At 28.2% G+C, this 17,592-nt stretch carries 17 protein-coding genes; 12 read left to right on the top strand and 5 right to left on the bottom strand.

Features of this window, described 5'->3' with window-relative positions:
• Positions 1-2 precede the first annotated feature (2 nt).
• Together BEN51_RS13360 and BEN51_RS13355 are read left to right on the top strand one after the other, a co-directional pair.
• Positions 3-821, top strand: coding sequence for a MetQ/NlpA family ABC transporter substrate-binding protein (locus tag BEN51_RS13360; protein ID WP_119866490.1), 819 nt, complete (start codon positions 3-5; stop codon positions 819-821).
• 25 nt (positions 822-846) lie between these two features.
• The gene (locus BEN51_RS13355; RefSeq protein ID WP_119866489.1) at positions 847-2,019 is read left to right on the top strand and encodes a M20 metallopeptidase family protein; all 1,173 of its coding nucleotides are present in this window, start codon (positions 847-849) and stop codon (positions 2,017-2,019) included.
• Between the two features lie 61 nt (positions 2,020-2,080).
• On the opposite strand, the gene BEN51_RS13350 is transcribed toward BEN51_RS13355, so the two are convergent.
• From BEN51_RS13350 to BEN51_RS13340, 3 genes are all read right to left on the bottom strand, one after another.
• On the bottom strand, positions 2,081-2,872 hold the full coding sequence (locus BEN51_RS13350; protein WP_119866488.1) for a DNRLRE domain-containing protein: 792 nt from the start codon (positions 2,870-2,872) through the stop codon (positions 2,081-2,083).
• Positions 2,873-2,946: 74 nt separating this feature from the next.
• Positions 2,947-3,240, bottom strand: coding sequence for a hypothetical protein (locus tag BEN51_RS13345; RefSeq protein WP_119866487.1), 294 nt, complete (start codon positions 3,238-3,240; stop codon positions 2,947-2,949).
• A 112-nt stretch (positions 3,241-3,352) separates the two neighbouring features.
• The gene (locus BEN51_RS13340) at positions 3,353-5,149 is read right to left on the bottom strand and encodes a TPR domain-containing glycosyltransferase (RefSeq protein WP_119866486.1); all 1,797 of its coding nucleotides are present in this window, start codon (positions 5,147-5,149) and stop codon (positions 3,353-3,355) included.
• 135 nt (positions 5,150-5,284) lie between these two features.
• On the opposite strand from BEN51_RS13340, the gene gloA2 reads away from it, so the two are divergent.
• Positions 5,285-5,665: an SMU1112c/YaeR family gloxylase I-like metalloprotein gene (gene gloA2 / locus BEN51_RS13335; protein WP_119866485.1), complete on the top strand. Its 381-nt coding sequence runs from the start codon at positions 5,285-5,287 to the stop codon at positions 5,663-5,665.
• Positions 5,666-5,739: 74 nt separating this feature from the next.
• Here the strand turns inward: gloA2 and BEN51_RS13330 are convergent, their stop codons facing one another.
• Complete coding sequence (locus BEN51_RS13330) at positions 5,740-6,882, bottom strand: DEAD/DEAH box helicase (protein ID WP_119866484.1); 1,143 nt, start codon at positions 6,880-6,882, stop codon at positions 5,740-5,742.
• Between the two features lie 164 nt (positions 6,883-7,046).
• Here BEN51_RS13330 and htpG point away from each other — a divergent pair, with 164 nt between their 5' ends.
• The 7 genes from htpG to BEN51_RS13295 all read left to right on the top strand — a co-directional run bounded on the left by htpG (position 7,047) and on the right by BEN51_RS13295 (position 14,750).
• Positions 7,047-8,915: a molecular chaperone HtpG gene (gene htpG / locus BEN51_RS13325; RefSeq protein ID WP_119866483.1), complete on the top strand. Its 1,869-nt coding sequence runs from the start codon at positions 7,047-7,049 to the stop codon at positions 8,913-8,915.
• Between the two features lie 124 nt (positions 8,916-9,039).
• A complete protein-coding gene (locus BEN51_RS13320) occupies positions 9,040-10,035 on the top strand; it encodes an ABC transporter substrate-binding protein (RefSeq protein ID WP_119866482.1) in 996 nt (331 codons plus the stop codon).
• Positions 10,010-10,762 carry an ABC transporter permease gene (locus BEN51_RS13315; RefSeq protein WP_119866481.1) on the top strand — a complete coding sequence of 251 codons (753 nt, stop codon included), beginning with the start codon at positions 10,010-10,012 and terminating at the stop codon, positions 10,760-10,762. The genes BEN51_RS13320 and BEN51_RS13315 overlap by 26 nt, the downstream gene beginning before the upstream one ends.
• A gap of 4 nt (positions 10,763-10,766) precedes the next feature.
• Positions 10,767-11,435 carry an ATP-binding cassette domain-containing protein gene (locus tag BEN51_RS13310; protein WP_119866480.1) on the top strand — a complete coding sequence of 223 codons (669 nt, stop codon included), beginning with the start codon at positions 10,767-10,769 and terminating at the stop codon, positions 11,433-11,435.
• Between the two features lie 206 nt (positions 11,436-11,641).
• On the top strand, positions 11,642-13,147 hold the full coding sequence (locus tag BEN51_RS13305) for a PTS transporter subunit EIIC (protein ID WP_119866479.1): 1,506 nt from the start codon (positions 11,642-11,644) through the stop codon (positions 13,145-13,147).
• A 5-nt stretch (positions 13,148-13,152) separates the two neighbouring features.
• Positions 13,153-13,806: an N-acetylmannosamine-6-phosphate 2-epimerase gene (locus BEN51_RS13300; RefSeq protein WP_119866478.1), complete on the top strand. Its 654-nt coding sequence runs from the start codon at positions 13,153-13,155 to the stop codon at positions 13,804-13,806.
• Between the two features lie 140 nt (positions 13,807-13,946).
• Positions 13,947-14,750, top strand: a complete 804-nt coding sequence (locus tag BEN51_RS13295; RefSeq protein WP_119866477.1) for a MurR/RpiR family transcriptional regulator — start codon at positions 13,947-13,949, stop codon at positions 14,748-14,750.
• 62 nt (positions 14,751-14,812) lie between these two features.
• Here BEN51_RS13295 and BEN51_RS13290 read toward each other — a convergent pair whose 3' ends face one another.
• Entirely contained in the window at positions 14,813-15,595 is a 783-nt protein-coding gene (locus tag BEN51_RS13290) for a MurR/RpiR family transcriptional regulator (RefSeq protein WP_119866476.1), read from the bottom strand.
• Positions 15,596-15,846: 251 nt separating this feature from the next.
• Here BEN51_RS13290 and celB point away from each other — a divergent pair, with 251 nt between their 5' ends.
• Both celB and BEN51_RS13280 read left to right on the top strand, forming a co-directional pair.
• Positions 15,847-17,190 (top strand): PTS cellobiose transporter subunit IIC, encoded by a 1,344-nt coding sequence (gene celB, locus BEN51_RS13285; protein WP_119866475.1) that lies wholly within the window; start codon positions 15,847-15,849, stop codon positions 17,188-17,190.
• 45 nt (positions 17,191-17,235) lie between these two features.
• The gene (locus BEN51_RS13280) at positions 17,236-17,562 is read left to right on the top strand and encodes a PTS sugar transporter subunit IIA (protein ID WP_119866474.1); all 327 of its coding nucleotides are present in this window, start codon (positions 17,236-17,238) and stop codon (positions 17,560-17,562) included.
• The last annotated feature ends 30 nt before the right edge of the window (positions 17,563-17,592 follow it).

Here is a 17,592-nt window from a genome sequence, read left to right as displayed (position 1 = left end):
AGATGAAAGCAAAAAATTTATTAAATATAATATTATCAGGAGCATTAGTTTTTTTATTAACAGGATGCGCGGGACAAGTATCTAAGGAGGAAAGGCTTGTTAAAATTGGAGTAGTTGGTGAAGATAGTCCCCAATGGAAACCAATAATAGAAAGTTTGGCAGAAGAAGGAGTAACTGTAGAGCTTATTTCCTTCTCAGATTATAGCCAGCCAAACCAAGCTTTAGCAGATGGAGAAATAGATTTAAATGCATTTCAACACTATGCATATTTAAATCAAGATATATCAGATAGAGGATTTGATTTATCAGTTATAGGAGAAACTATAATAGCACCTCTTGGAATTTACTCAAAGAAAATCTCATCTGTTAATGAAATTCCAGCTGGAGGAAAGATTGCAATACCAAGTGATGCAACCAATGGAGGAAGGGCTTTGAAACTTCTAGAGGCAGCAGGGCTTATTAAAGTAGATGAAGCAGCAGGATATACCCCAAACTTGGACGATATAACTGAAAATCCTAAAAAGATAGAAATTATAGAAGTAGAAGCGGCGCAAACACCTAGATTGTTAGAAGATGTTGATGCATCAGTAATAAATGGAGGACATGCAGTTGATGCGGGCTTCATACCAAAAAATGATGCAATTTATTTAGAAGAAGTTAAAGAAGGTAGTGATAATCCATATATAAATGTAATTGTTGCAAGAACAGAAGATAAAGATAATGAGATTTATAAGAAGATTGTAGAAGCTTATAGAACAGATGAAGTTGCTAATATAATAGAAGAGGAGTATAAGGGCTCTTATATCCCAACTTGGAAATAAAGTAAATAAAAATGGGGGCGTTTTAATGACTATAAAAGATTATGTTATAAAAGAAAAGGAATATATAACTTCTTTAAGAAGATATTTTCATCAGCATCCTGAAGAAAGCTTAAAGGAGTATAATACTGCAAATAAAATAGAAGAGGAATTAGATAAATTAAATATTCCTTATCAGAGAATTGGAGAAACTGGGGTTTTAGGAATAATAAAAGGCAAAAAGCCTTCAAATAGAGTATTAGCAATAAGAGCAGATATTGATGCTCTTAAAGTGCCAGATAATAAAGATGAAGGATATAAATCTATAAATAAGGGTTATAATCATGCTTGTGGACATGATGGACATATAGCTAGTCTTCTTGGAGCAGCAAAGATTTTAAAAGGAAGGGAGGAAGATTTAGCTGGAGAAGTAAGATTGTTTTTCCAACAAGCTGAGGAGATTGGACAAGGAGCAAGAATCTTTGTTAAAGAAGGATGTTTAGAGGGCGTAGAAGAAATTCTTGGAGCCCATGTATCATCTGAAATAGATTTGGGGAAAGTATCAGTAACGGCGGGACCATGTTGTGCATCTTGTGATTATTTTAAAATAATAGTTAAAGGAAAAGGTGGGCATGTATCTAAGCCTCACCTATCAATAGATGCCCTATATATAGCAAGTCAGATAGTAATAAATTTACAATCAATAGTGAGCAGGCAGACTGATCCAATTGATACAGTAGTTGTTGGAATAGGACTGATTAAAGGAGGAACTACTTATAATACAGTTGCAGATGAAGTTAGCTTAGAAGGAACAACAAGAACTTTTAATTTAGAATCAAGAGAAAAAACAAACAAAACAGTAGAGAAGATAGCAAAAGATATAGCTTCAATGTATGGAGCAGAGGCTATAGTAGAATTTAGGGATTATGCTGCCCCTCTTGTAAATGATGAAAGAGTTAGTAAGGAAGTTGCTGAACTGGTAAAAGGAATTATTGGGGAAGAAAATCTTATAACTAATAAACCGAAGCAATTAGGGGCTGATGATTTTGCAGACTACTTACTTTTAGTACCGGGTACCTATATTCAGGTAGGAACAAGAAATAGCTGCAATCCTAATACAGCTAAGCCGCATCATAATGAATTTTTTGATTTAGATGAAGAAGGATTACTTATTACAACAAATATAGAAGTAGAATATGTATTAAATAAGCTTAAAGAATAAATCTTATTTGAAATAAAAATAATGACCCTTCATAAAATAGAGGGTCATTATTTTATATTGATTAGGATATTGAGATTGGACCTTTATATGATCCAAATAAATTTACTTTTTTAATGTCTCCAGCTTTTATTTTAGGAAATATAGGAATACTATAAGCTTTATTAATATTAAGAGAAAATTTATTTGAAGAATTATCATACTCATCAGAGACATAATAATTATCTTTTTTTCCAGTACCTGCCCTAGTTATTTCTATATTAATAATAATATAATAAATGGAATTTGGGGCTACTGTTCCTGTAACTTTAACTTTCTTAATAGTTGAATTAGAATGTTTATAAATTGGATATATATCATAATTTATTTTTAATAATGGAACTAAATAATCATAAGGTGTTTTGGAAGATGTGAAACTAGCTGTAATATAATCACTTTTATTATATAATATTATTCCTTTATTATTCTTTCTATTAATTATCCAGTCACAAACTATGGGTGTAATATCAGTGGATATGGCAATTTTTGAAGTTATAGGATAAAAGGGAATTCTTTTGTGACGATAATAGGCTGGAGGATTGTAATAAGTTGTATATTTATTAAAATCTTCCTTAAGAGGACTTATTAAAAATTTGCTATGTTTATCATTATAGAATTTATCAAGTTTATATAATATAAGTTTAGAGTTATATATAACAATATTACGAGGCAAGGAAGATAAATTAAAAAAAAGATAACTATAATAAAGGTAATTACCGTCATAACCTACTTTAATTCTATCAATATTAAAATTTTTCCAGGGAAATTTATTTGTAATTGTAAGGCTTTTTGAAGCTGGTATTAAAAGAGTTTTCATTTTATCACCTCAAGAGTATATATGTATAAAGTAAAGGGACTGTGTTAACAGCCCCACTAATATAAAATTTTATACTATGCTAAATCAACTTCTCCTATTATAGAGCCAAAGGAAGTGAAAGTTACATCATCACTTGAAGTGATTTGTGGTACAGCAGCTATAATTAAGGTCTCATTAACTGTAACAGGGTCATTAGTTGAATTTTCGTATTCCTTAGTTATATAGAAATGGTCTACACCTGATTCAAATCTACTTACTGATAGCTGCATAACTTCGATAAAGGCTGTATTAGCTGGAACTATTCCTGAAACAATAATGTATCTTCCAGAAGCTGTTTTAGGGGTATTAAAATCAGCAGTAAATGCCATAATATCACCTCTTAATTAATTAAAAATAGTTATCTTTAGATTAAGATATAATATAATATATGGTCTTATATAAGTTATCGTGATAAAATGTTAATTAAATTTATTCAGTATCTTATTTTAAGGATAATATTACTTTCATCATAGAAAGGGCTTCAGCATCTATAATATCGTAAGTTTTTATAGATTTAATAAATTCTTCATAAGCAAAGCTGAAATAACTATATTTAAAATAAAGCTTTCCTAAAATCATAAAAATATTATTATCTTCAATGCTCTTTAGAAGATTTACAGCTTTTTCGAATTGTTCAAAGCAATTCGCTTTTAATAAAATTTCTAATAAATTGAAAATAGGTTTAATGAATTTTTGAGCTTCTTCTTGTGTTTCTGCTAATTTTATATATCTATTTTCCTTCATAATGTCTATGAAACTTTTATAAACCATTCTTTCTTCAGGTTCATTAAATTCTTCTGTTATTTTTAATAGCTTTTCTACTTGATTATAATTTTTAGTGAATAATTCACATAAAATACAGCAGTAAACAGAAGGATTATAATATTTTTCATCTATTACTTTATATAATTCTCTTAGAGCTTCTTTATAACGTCCTAGATAAAATAAATATATTCCTTTATGAAAAATTATTTTTTGTGAGTTTTTATTTATTTCTTCTGCTTTTTTTATATAGTCATAAGCAGTGTGAAAATCATTTAATTTGTAAAATATATTTGAAAACAAAAGGTTTCTTTCTTCATCAAAATTATCAATATAACTTTCTAGTTTTTTCTTTATCTCATTAGTACTAATATTTTTAGATGCCATAATTTCAGCAATTTTAAATAAGGCATCATTAAGTTTTGGATTAAGTTTTAATGATTTTTCATAAGCTTCAAAAGCCCCGTCTAAATCTCCAATAGCACAATATATATTTCCTAATAGAAAGTAAGGTCTATAAGTGCCAACGCCCAAAATTTCTCTTAAAAAAATAGGAGAATCTCCCATGGATATACATTTTTTTGCTGCTTCAATTGCATAGGAATATTTATTTTGCATAAAAAGAATATTTGCTTTATGATATTCAAAATCGGTACATTTAGGGTAATGTTTTAATCCTTCTTCAATTAGTTTTAAACATTCATCATATCTTTTCAGAATAGCATTGCAAGAAATCATTTTTAAGACTAGTTTTGGACTAAAACCTGATAAAGGGTTAAAATTTTCATAAGCTTTTTCTAAATGTTTTAAGGCTTCAATGTAATCGCCTTTAGCTGAGCATTCAACTCCCATGTTATAAAGCATAAAAGCATTATCTGGATTTTTTTCTAATTCTTTTTTTATAATTTCCATATTTCTTTTTCTTTTATTTTTTTCATAGACAGTTTTGGTTAAATATCCATAGTGATAAAATCTAATATCAGATATTCCTATAATACCCTCTTTATTTCTATCTTCAATTCCAGGAATAATTTGTTCATGAATATCACCTTGAAATTTATATCCCTTTCCATTTCTTATAAGTCTTATATTTAAATTGGAGTAAATATTATGGTCTGGAGAATCTCCAGAGTAGCTAAGGGTTTCTCCTAAAAAGGCATTTAATTTAATATTTTTATTATTAATTAAATTAAGAAGTTTTTCTTTATCTTCACTTACAAGCTCATCATCTGCATCCATAATTAAAATCCAATCTTTTGAGGCCTTGCTTAGGGAATAATTTCTAGCATTAGCAAAGCTATTATCCCATTTATAATGAAATATTTTAGCATTATACTTTTCAGCAATTTTTATAGTATTATCAGTAGATCCTGTATCAACGATAATTATTTCATCTACAATATCCTTTACGCTTTCAAGACATCGACCAAGGTTTTGTTCCTCATTTTTTACAATCATACATAAGCTTAATGACATATTAAATATCTCCTTATAAGACAAAAGTATTAGTTTTATGACTTATAATAATATATGAGTATGTTATGTTGCTGTGAGTTTAAATTTGATATAATTTATATAAATTAGTTTTTAAAGTTAGGGGAATGAGAGTAAATGAAGTTAGATAAAATACATCATGTTGCAATAATAGTATCAAATTATGAGATATCAAAAGATTTTTATGTGAATAAATTAGGTTTTGAGATTATAAGGGAAAATTATAGAGAGAACAGACAAGATTATAAATTAGATTTAAGGCTTGGAGATGTTGAGTTAGAAATATTTTGTATGAAAAATAGCCCAAAGAGGCTAACAAGACCTGAAGCATGTGGTTTAAGGCATTTAGCTTTTAAGGTTAATTGTATAGAAGATGTAATAAAGGAATTGAAAGGAAAGGGAATAGAAACAGAGCCAATAAGAATAGATGAATTTACTAATAAAAAAATGACCTTTTTTCAAGATCCAGATGGGCTACCGCTTGAACTTCATGAATAAAATTTTATATAAAATACATAAAAGAATATGGGTTTTACCAAATTTAAAATAAATAAGGTAAAACCCATATATTATTAATCAATTGATAAAAGTTGTCCTTGCTTTAACTGCTTTTTTACTATCTTAATTTTAAATTCTTTTTCATATTTTTTTATAAGGTGCATTTCTTTAGCTGTTACTAAAGAAATAGTGCATCCAGAATTTTTTCCTCTCGCAGTTCTTCCTGCTCTATGTAAGTATTCTAAAGGATTTGAAGGAAAATCTAGATTGATTATATGAGTTACATTTTCTATATCTAATCCTCTGGCAGATATATCTGAGGAAACTAAAATTTTGATTTGTCCCTTTCTAAATTTCTCCATGGCATTTTGTCTTTGTTCTTTAGTCAATTTATTATGCATAGCAAAGGCATTCTTATTATGATAGTTTAATCTTTCTGCAACTAAGTCAATATTGTAGACATTATTAACAAAAACAACCGCTTTTTGAGGATTTATAGCAGAAGTTAATTTTCTTAACACTTCTGATTTTTCTCTCGGATCTGTTTCAATATACATATGTTCAATAACTGGATTTAAGGAAAAATTACTTTCATTTTTAAAGATAACAGGATCCTTCATTAATGCTTTAGCAGTTTCTAAAGTATTTTTATTTATGGTTGCAGAGAAAATTAATATTTCTCTATCTTTCATGGTCTTTTTTATAATATCTTTAACAAAGGCTGAGCTTGTATTATCTAAAAGATTGTCGGCTTCATCTATAACTATTGTTTTAATGGTATGAGCTGAAATTTTCTTTTTATTCATTAAATCTAATACTCTTCCAGGAGTACCAACTATTATATGAGGTTTAATCTCCTTAAGCTTTTTTATTTGATTAAAAATATTGACATCACCAATTAAAGTTAGGGAAGTAACAGACACATTTGAATTAACTGCAAGCATTTTTATTTGTGCTTCTGTTTGCATAACTAACTCATGAGTTGGTTGAATAATAAGAACTTGCATCTCCCTTTTTTCAGTATTAATTTTTTGAAATATTGGAGCAAGAAAGGCTAAGGTCTTTCCGCTGCCAGTAAAAGATTCTCCTATAACATCTTTATTTTTTAATATTTCAGGAATAGTAAGAGATTGAATTTCTGTTGGTTCAGTTATGCCTTGAAGTTCTAATCCCTTTACTATATTGTCATTCAAACCTAATTCACTAAATGATTTCATATCTTTCTCCTTTGATTTATTATTCTTAATATATTATATACATTTTTTAATAAAATAACGATGGTGAGAACATGTACAAATTTTGTACAAATAGTTAACAATCAATGGAAATATTGACATTAACTTTTTAGAATTTTAAAATTATGTTTTGGAGGGATGATATTATGAGTAATGAAAAGGGTAATATTTCAATTAATACTGAAAATATTTTTCCTATCATAAAAAAATGGTTATATTCAGATAAAGATATATTTATAAGAGAGCTTATAAGTAATGGTTGTGATGCTGTTAGTAAGCATAAAAGACTAGTATCTTTTGGAGAAGCTAAAAGTAACAATGAAGAAAATTATAAAATAATAGTTTCAGTAAGTAAAGAAAAAGGTACATTAACTTTCAGTGATAATGGAATAGGAATGACTGAGGAAGAAGTTAGAAAATATATTAATCAAGTAGCTTTCTCAGGTGCACAGGATTTTGTGGAAAAATATAAAGATAAAATGGCTGAAGGAAATGATATAATAGGCCATTTTGGACTTGGTTTTTATTCAGCATTTATGGTATCTAAGAGAGTACAAATAGATACCCTTTCATATAAAGAAGATTCGGAGGCTGTTAGATGGATTTCTGATGGCGGAACTGAATATGAAATAAGTCCTTCAGATTTAAGAACTACAAGGGGAACCACTATAACTCTATATATAGATGATGAAAGTAAGGAATTTTTAGATTTCTATAAAGTAAGGGGAATTATTGAAAAATATTGTGGATTTTTACCTGTAGAAATTTTCTTAAAGGATGAGGATAAAAAGGAAGAAGATAAGAGTTCTGAAAAGGATACTCCATTAAATGATACTAATCCTTTATGGCTTAAGAAGCCAAGTGAATGTACAGATGAAGAATATAAAAAATTCTATCATAAGGTATTTCATGATTTCCAAGATCCTTTATTCTGGATACATTTAAATGTTGATTATCCTTTTAATTTAAAAGGAATTCTTTATTTCCCTAAATTAAAAAATGAATTTGAATTAATAGAAGGGGAAGTAAAGCTATTTAATAATCAAGTTTTCGTAGCAAATAATATAAAGGAAGTTATTCCTGAGTTCCTATTACTTTTAAAAGGAGCTATTGACTGTCCAGATCTACCTTTAAATGTTTCAAGAAGTTTCCTACAAAATGATAAAGATGTAAGCAGAATATCTAAGCATATAGTAAAAAAGGTAGCTGATAAGTTAAATTCAATATTCAAAAATGATAGAGAAAAGTATAATGAATTCTGGGATGATATTCAACTATTCATTAAATATGGATGCCTAAGGGATGAAAGTTTCTATGATAAAATCAAAGATTCAATAATATTTAAAAATATTGAAGGTAATTATATTACATTAAATGATTACTTAGAAAATGCAAAGGACAAACATGAAAATAAGGTATTCTATATTAATGATACAGAAAAACAATCTCAATATATTAAGTTATTTAAGGAATACGGATTAGATGCAGTTATACTAAGTACTCCAATAGATAACAATTTTATATCCTTCCTAGAATATAAGGTTGGAAATATTAAGTTTAATAGAGTTGATTCAGACTTATCTGATATTCTAAAAGATAAGGAAAATAAAGAAGAAAATAAAGAAGAAAAGGATAAAATTATAGAATTATTTAAAGAAGCTATAGGCGATAAGGTTAAAGAGTATTCTGTAGAAAGTTTAAAAAGTGAAGGAACTCCAGCTATGATACTTGTTTCTGAATATTCAAGAAGAATGGCAGAAATGCAAAAGCAATTTGGCGGAGCTGTTGGAATGAGCTTCCCAGAGGAAAAGACACTTGTTATAAATGATAATAATCCTATAGTTAAGAAGTTAGTATCCCTTAAGGATGATGAAATTAAGAAAGATATAATTAAATTAATATGCAATCAAATAGTTGATTTAGCTTTAATTTCTAATAAGTCATTAAATGCAGAAGAACTTGATGAGTTTATTCAAAGAAGTAATGAAATAATGAAAAGAGTAGTTGAACTATAAATATTAAAAAATGAGTTGTTTCTTAAATTTAACGAAACAACTCATTTTTTACAAATTGAAAAAAGATGGAAAAAAGAGTAGTATTATAGTTATAGTAATATTTATCCAGGAGGTATAATTTAAGATGAAGAAAAAGTTAATGCAAATAATTACAATGGCAATGACTTTATTTGTTTTTACAGGATGTGGCTCATCAACTAATGAAGAAGCAGACAATATTCCTAAAGAAGATAGGGAAATTAAAGTTATTGTTCCAGATGGATTACCTAGTATGGCAATGGCAAAAATGATAAAGGAAAATCCAGAAATTATAGATGGGTATAATGTTAGCTATTCTATAGAAAAGACAGCTGAAAATGTTGTATCAGGGGTATTAAAAGGAGAAGTTGATATTGCTGTTGTTCCATCAAATGTTGCAGCAACTCAATATAATAAGAATGCTGGATATAAAATTGTAGCAACAACTGGATGGGGAGCATTTTATTTAATTTCATTAGATGGAGAAAAAGCTATTGATGATTTAAAGGGAGAAGCAATATATAATATTGGGAAAGGATTAACACCTGATATAGTTACTAAATCAATATTAAAAGATACAGAATATGATATAGAAGCTGATTTTAATTTTAGTTATGTTAATGGAGTTACTGAACTTGCCCCAATGATTTTAGCAGGAAAAACTAAATATGCTGTTGTTCCTGAACCAGCTTTCTCACAAATTTCATCAAAGAAGCCTGAATTAAAAGTAGTTATGGATTTAAATGAAGAATGGAAAAATAATAATTCTTCAGATTACGGATTTCCTCAAGCTACTATAATAGTAAAAGAAGATTTAATTGAAAATGATAGTAAATTTATAGATGTTTTTTTAGATAAGGTGGAAGAAAGTACTATATTTGCAAATGAAAATAGGGAGGAATTAGCAAACTATTGTGAGGAAATAGGAGTTTCAGCTGATAAGTCTATAATTTCCAAGGCAATAGATAAGGCTAATATTAAATTTGTAAAGATAAGCGATTCTAAGGATGAATATAAAACATATTTTAATAAATTAAATGACTTTGATCCAGTAACTATAGGAGGAAAGGTTCCAGATGAAGGAGTTTTTATGGAAAAATAAAAGGCAAAGCCTAATTTCACTCCTGATTTTAATAATACTTTGGGAGCTTCTTGCAATAAAAATTAATAAGGAAATATATATTCCAAGGATAGAAAAAATTATATTATCAATGTTAGATATATTAAAGAGTAAGGATTTTATAAACAATGTATTTAGCAGTTTATATAGAACTTTTATTAGTTTTACTAGTGCTTTAGCTTTATCTATTATTTTAGGGATACTATCTTTATTGTATCCCTTTTTTAGAAATTTTTTAAAGCCGATAAATACGATAGGAAAGACAATACCCACTATGATATTGGTTTTATTGGCGCTTATTTGGTTTGATAAGAATAAGGCACCCTATGTTGTAGGCTTTGCAATAGTTTTCCCAATATTATATGAGGGAATTTTAAATTCTTTAAAAGAAATTGATAAAAATATTTTAGATATGTGTAAAGTATATAGTGTATCAACAAAGGAAAAAGTACTAAAAATATATATTCCTTCTATTATGTTTTATATTATGGGAATTTTGATATCATCTATTTCATTAGCCTTTAAGGTAGTTATAGCTGGGGAAGTTCATGGTCAACCAAGATATGGAATAGGAGCTGCTATTCAGTTGGAAAAGGTAAATTTCAATACAACAGCAATTTTTGCTTGGATTTTCATTATAGCTTTGCTTTCTTTACTTTTTGAATTAATTAATAGACTGCTTATGAAAAGGGTATATAAATGGAGATAGGAAAATGAAATTAAAGATTAAAAATTTATCTAAGTCTTTTGAAGAAAAAATAATATTTGATAAATTTAATTTAGAAATTAAAGATAATATAAATTGTATAATTGGACAATCAGGTGGAGGTAAAAGTACCTTGCTTAATATTATTGCAGGATTAGTAAAGGCTGATAATGGAGAAATAATAGGAATTGATACAAATAAAGATATAAGTTATATATTTCAGGAGGATAGGTTAATTCCTTGGCTTACAGTTAAAGAAAATATGGAGCTATTTATATATGATTATTTTAATAAAGAAGAAGGAATAAGGAAAATAAGAGAGATATTAAAGCTTTTACATATTGAAGAAATAGAAAATGAATATCCTGGAAGATTAAGCGGGGGAATACGGCAAAGAGTTAATATTGCCAGAGCTTTTCTTAAACCTTCAAAGCTTATTTTAATGGATGAACCTTTTAAATCTTTAGATTACAAAATTAAGTATTTAATTATGAGGGATTTAAAGGAGATGTTAGAAGAAAAGGATAAAATCATATTGTTTGTCACCCATGATGTAGATGAGGCTATCTTTTTTAATGGAACAGTATATGTTCTTGGGGGAAGACCATTTGTTATAAAAGGAATATTTAAAGATAATTTGGAAAAATATAAAGAAGATATAATTAAATTAATTTAAAGGGAGGTACAAAAGTATCTCCCTTTAAATATTTAACTATATTTTAGGAGATAATAGTTTGGTAAAAAAGGAAGAAAATAAAGAAAAAAATATTCATAAAATCTATTGCATAAAAATTATTTTCGTGATACTATGTAAATGTATTCAGATGAATATAATTTTAATAAAGCAAACTTTATTAAAATAATTTTCAAGGAGGCATATTAATGTTCAAACAATTACAAAAGTTAGGTAAATCCTTTATGTTGCCAATTGCTATATTACCAGCAGCTGGTTTATTGCTTGGTATAGGAGGAGCATTAACAAATCCTAATACTATAAATGCATATCCATTTTTAAATATAGCTTGGTTACAAGGAATTTTTGCAATTATGTCAGCTGCAGGAAATGCAGTATTTGCAAACTTATCGCTTATTATATGTATAGGTCTTTGTGTAGGATTAGCTAAAAAGGATAAAGGAACTGCTGGTTTAGCAGGAGCTGTTGCCTTCTTAGTTATGAATGCTTCAATAGCAGGAATGATAACAACTTTTAATCCTGAAATAGGATCTATAGATACTGGTGTTGTTGGGGCTATAGTAATAGCGTTAATGGTATCATTTCTTCATAATAGATATAGCACAATCAAACTACCAGATGTTTTAGGTTTCTTCGGTGGATCAAGATTTGTACCAATAGTTTCATCTCTAGGAGCAGTTTTTGTTGCAGTTGTATTCTTTTTAATTTGGCCAACATTCCAAGGCTGGTTAGTAACAGCAGGTAAGGGAATAGCAGGTTTAGGTGTATTAGGAACTTTCCTATATGGTTTCTTATTAAGACTATCAGGAGCAGTAGGATTACATCATATGATTTATCCACTATTCTGGTATACAGAATTAGGTGGAGTTGAAACTGTTGCAGGGCAAGCAATAGTTGGTGCTCAAAACATATTCTTTGCTCAATTAGCTGATCCAAATCATGTTGGATTATTTACAGAAGGCACAAGATTCTTTGCAGGACGTTTTGGAACAATGATGTTTGGATTACCAGCAGCATGTTTAGCTATGTACCATTGTGTACCTAAGGAAAGAAGAAGAGCATTTTATGGTTTATTTTTAGGAACAGCATTAACTTCCTTTATTACAGGTATCACTGAACCTATAGAGTTTATGTTCTTATTTATAGCACCATGGCTATATGTAGTTCATGCCTTTTTTGATGGAGTTTCATTCTTAGTTGCTGACTTACTAAATATATCAATAGGTAATACTTTCTCAGGCGGATTAATAGACTTTACTCTATTTGGAATACTTCAAGGAAATGCTAAAACAAACTGGTTACTAGTATTAGTACAAGGTGCCATCTGGGCAGCATTATATTACTTTACATTTAAGTTCTTAATAACTAAATTTAATGTTAAAACTCCAGGAAGGGATGAAAATGCTGAAGATGGTAATGAAGAAGTAAAAGTAGTTTCTCCAAAGGATGAAATAAATAGCAAAGCAGTTCAAATTTTAGAAGCATTAGGCGGAAAAGAAAATTTAGAAGATGTTGAAGCTTGCATAACAAGATTAAGAGTTGCTGTTAAGGATGTTAAAAAAGTAGATAAGGAAAGAATAAAGAAATTAGGTGCTACTGGTGTATTAGAAGTTGGTGGTGGAATTCAAGCAATATTTGGAGCAAAGGCAGATCCATTAAGCAAGAAAATAAATGAATTAATAGGGAGAGATTAATAACAATGGAAGCAGTAAAAAGAGGACTAATAGTATCATGCCAAGCATTAGAACACGAACCATTGCATAGTTCATATATTATGAGCAGAATGGCTGTAGCTGCTAAAGAAGGTGGTGCTATAGGAATAAGAGCTAATAGCGTTGAAGATATTATTGAAATAAAAAAAGCAGTTGATTTACCTGTTATAGGAATAATAAAAATTAATTATCCTGGACTGAAGCCATATATAACACCAACAATGAAGGAAGTTGACGCCCTTGTTGATGCCGGAGTAGATATACTTGCTTTAGACGCAACAAAAGATCAAGATGAGGAATTCTTAAAAGAAGTACTAAGAAAATATCCAAATCAAAAGTTTTTTGCGGATATATCTACAATTGAAGAGGGACTAAGGGCTGATAAATTAGGCTTTCATTATATTGGAACTACTTTAGTTGGATATACAGAACATTCAAAGGGAATGAATAATTTTGAAGTATTAATGGCTTTAGTAGAAAAATGTAAAGGGAAAGTAATTGCTGAAGGTAATTTTGACACTCCTGAAAAGGCTAAAAGAGCTATAGAAATGGGAGCACATGCAGTAGTTGTAGGAAGCGCAATAACTAGACCACAATTAATAACAAAAAAATTTAATGATGAGCTTATAAAAGTATTATAATAATATAAAAAATATATTAGAGGTAGATCTTTTGGTTTCTACCTCTGTTTTTTTGTTAAGAAAATTATTTTATTCCACTTGGATAATTTTTAAAAATTATGTATATTGTTAATATAAAATAAATTAGTGGAGGAAAATAAGTGGATATTTTATGTGAGATACAAAATAAGTATACTCAGTTTTCTGAAAAAGAAAAGGCTATTGCTGATTATATACTTCAATATGGAGATAAGATAAAAAATATAAATATTACAGATTTAGCAAAGGAAATAGGTACTTCAGGAGCTACAATAACAAGATTTTCAAAAAAAATCGGCTGTGATAATTTTGTAGATATGAAAATAAAACTTAGTTCAACTGGTTCTGAATCTGCTCAAAATGAAGAAGAAGGAATTTTTTCTTATGTATATAAGTATTACAATGAAGTAATTGAAAAAACTAAATTAATTATTGATAAGGATTCTATATTTAAAGTTGTAAATGAAATTAAAAAAGCAAAACATATTTATATTTATGGAGTAGGGAGCTCAGGTTTAACAGGTGAAGAAATGATGCAAAGACTCCTTAGAATGGGCTTTAATGTTCATAGTATAACAGATTCTCATATGATGATAATTAATAGTTCTATTGTTTCAATGGGTGATTTAATTATAGGAATATCTATTTCTGGAGAAACAGAAGAACTTATTCAAGCTTTAAGGCTATCTAAAAAAAGAGGAGCTAAAATAGTAGGAATGACTAGCTTTAAGGATAGTATGGTTAGTAAATTATCCGATATAGAGCTTATCGTGTATAATCCTAAATTTGTAGATAAGAATAAATTTATAAATAGCCAATTTTCTGTAATGTATATTATAGATTTAATATCAATGGTTTTATTAGAGGATCATAAGTTAAACGAAAAGATGCAGATAACTATTGATGCTATTTTGAAAAATAATTAAATATAAAAGAAAGACTATTTCAAAATAATTAAAAACTTAATGTATTTTGAGATAGTCTATTTTTATTCCGAAAAACAAGTATTATACATATATTTGATTAAAGACAAGATATAAATTTTATTAGGTATATCTTCAGTTAACTCTGAATTATTTTCTATATTAGATGCTAGAGAGTATGCAACAGATTTAGAAAATATACTGTTTGAATTATAAGAAAATCCAATAGTTGTAACATGATTTTTTTTCAATACATCTATTATTTCTAAAATATAATCTTCATCTTCTTCATTTGTGCAAAATAAAACTGCTAAATCATTTTTAGATAAATCAAAAGCAATATTTTTTTGAAATATAAAATCTTGATTGTACAAAAGCTTACTATTTGCATTAGGAAAACTATTATAAGCATTAAAAGCTAATTCGTTAGCGTTTCCAACTCCTAAAAAGGCAACCTTTTCATAAATAATTAGATTTGATTTAAGCTTGGCTAAAGTTTTTTCGTTATTATCATGATTTGAATTTTTAATAAGTTCAAAAATAATATTACTAAAACTATGAAAGTTTTTTTCAGGTTTTTTTATAGCTAGAGATTTGTAATTAGAAGATGTAGTAATTTCGTTAGCTAAAGCCACCTTAAAAACTTGAAACTTTTTAAATCCTAATTTACGTACAAATCTAGAAACTGTTGCTTCAGATACATTTAAAGCCTTAGAAAAATCATCTATAGTATAGTAAATTACTCGTTGAGGATCTTCTAATATAAAATTAGCTATTTCAATTTCTTTAGCACTTAATTTGCTGTAATTTTTGCGCATTTGAAGAAGGCAACTCATTTCCTTAGACATTAAATAAATCCTTTCTATAGTGTGATAATTTATTGTTATTATACAATAAAAAAGTAAAAAATAAAATAAATAAAAAAAATAAAAGAAAATTTATTTCAGGTATTGAAAAAAACTTTCACAAGTGATATATTAATGTCAGATAGTTTATTGGCCTTTAAACTAAATGACATTAATAAGTAAACGTGTACAAAGATATTATATAACAATTTTAACTTAACTTCCATATAAATTAAATGAAGAGGTGTAAAAAAATGGATAGATTTATTAAGTTTTTGGAAAATAAAATGATGCCTATTGCTGGTAAGATAGCTGCAGAAAGACATATAAGAGCTTTAAGAGATGGATTATCAATCACAATGCCCCTTATCATTGTTGGATCAATATTTATGATTTTAGGTAACTTACCTATAGATGGCTATGCAGATTTTGTAAACGGTATAATACCAGACTTTACTACAAAAATTCTTTATCCAGTAAGAGTAACCTTTGATATTGTATCTTTGCTAGCTGTTTTTTCAATTTCTTATTATCTTGCTAAAGATAAAGAAGTTGATGGATTATCAGCAGGTGCAATTGCTCTATCAGCATTCTTACTACTAATACCTGTATTAAACATAAACGAAACTTTACAAAGTGGAGAAATTTTAAACTTAGGTAGAGTTTGGCAAACAACAAACTTTTCAGCTGGTGGCTTAGTTGCAGCAATATTAACAGCAATAATCTCAACAGAAATTTTCATATATATAGTAAATAAGAACTGGGTAATTAAGATGCCAGATTCAGTTCCTCCAGCAGTATCAAAGTCATTCTCAGCAATAACACCAGCTTTAGTAATACTTGTTACATTCTTAGGAATAAGATTATTCTTTGAAGCAACAAGCTATGAAACAGTCTTTGTATTTATTAGTAAATTCCTAGGAGCACCATTAGCAGCTGTTGGATTATCTTTTGGTGGTACTTTATCAACAATTTTCTTATATCACTTTTTCTGGACAATGGGTATCCATGGAACAAGAGTTGTATTTGGAGTAATGGATTCAATATTATTACCAGCAATGGACCAAAACAGACTTGCTTTAGAAGCAGGAGCAGAACTTCCTAATATTGTTACAAAGCAATTCCATGATATCTTTGTAAACGGTATAGGTGGTTGTGGAGCAACTTTAGGCTTAATAGTAGTAATGATAATTTTTGCTAAGTCAAAGCAATTAAAGACAATATCAAAATTAGCAATAGGACCAGCAATATTTAATATATCAGAACCAATTATATTTGGTATTCCAGTAGTTTTAAACCCAATAATGATAATACCTTTCGTTATAGGACCAATGTTAGCAGGAGCAATAACTTATTTATCAATGTATTTCGGACTAGTTTCAGCACCAGCAGGTATTGCAGTTCCTTGGACAACACCATTATTTATATCAGGTATCTTAGCAACTAATGGAGATATAATGGCAGGAGTTATACAATTCATTAACGTAATAGTAGTAGGTCTTGTATATCTACCATTTGTAAAGGTTTATGATAGACAATTAGTTGAACAAGAAAAATCTTTAGAACTTGAAGAAGCTGAATCAGACGCAATAGCATAAGAATTATTAAGTCATAGAAAAAATTAATAGAATAGGAGAATTTTTATGGAAGATTTAGAAAGCGTAGCATTTGGAATTATCACATTTAGTGGAGATGGCAGAAGTTATGCAATTGAAGCAATAAGAGAAGCAAAGAACGGAGATATAGAAAAAGCAGAAGAATTAATGAAGAAATGTGGAGAAGCATTTAATATGGCTCATAATATGCAAACAGAGCTATTAACAAAAGAAGCACAAGGAGATAAGGTTAAATTAGATTTATTATTCATTCATGCTCAAGATCATTTAATGACAGGATTAACAGTTAGACAGCTTGCTGAAGAAATAATAGATTTAAGAAAAGATCTAATGAAGATTAGTAATAAAAACTAACAATTAATTTAAAGTTCACAGTATAAAATA

Origin of the sequence: Clostridium isatidis (assembly GCF_002285495.1) — a bacterium.
GTDB classification, from domain to species: Bacteria; Bacillota; Clostridia; order Clostridiales; family Clostridiaceae; genus Clostridium; species Clostridium isatidis.
Note: the sequence above shows the minus strand (reverse complement) of the source record. Positions and strands in the feature narration are given on the sequence as shown.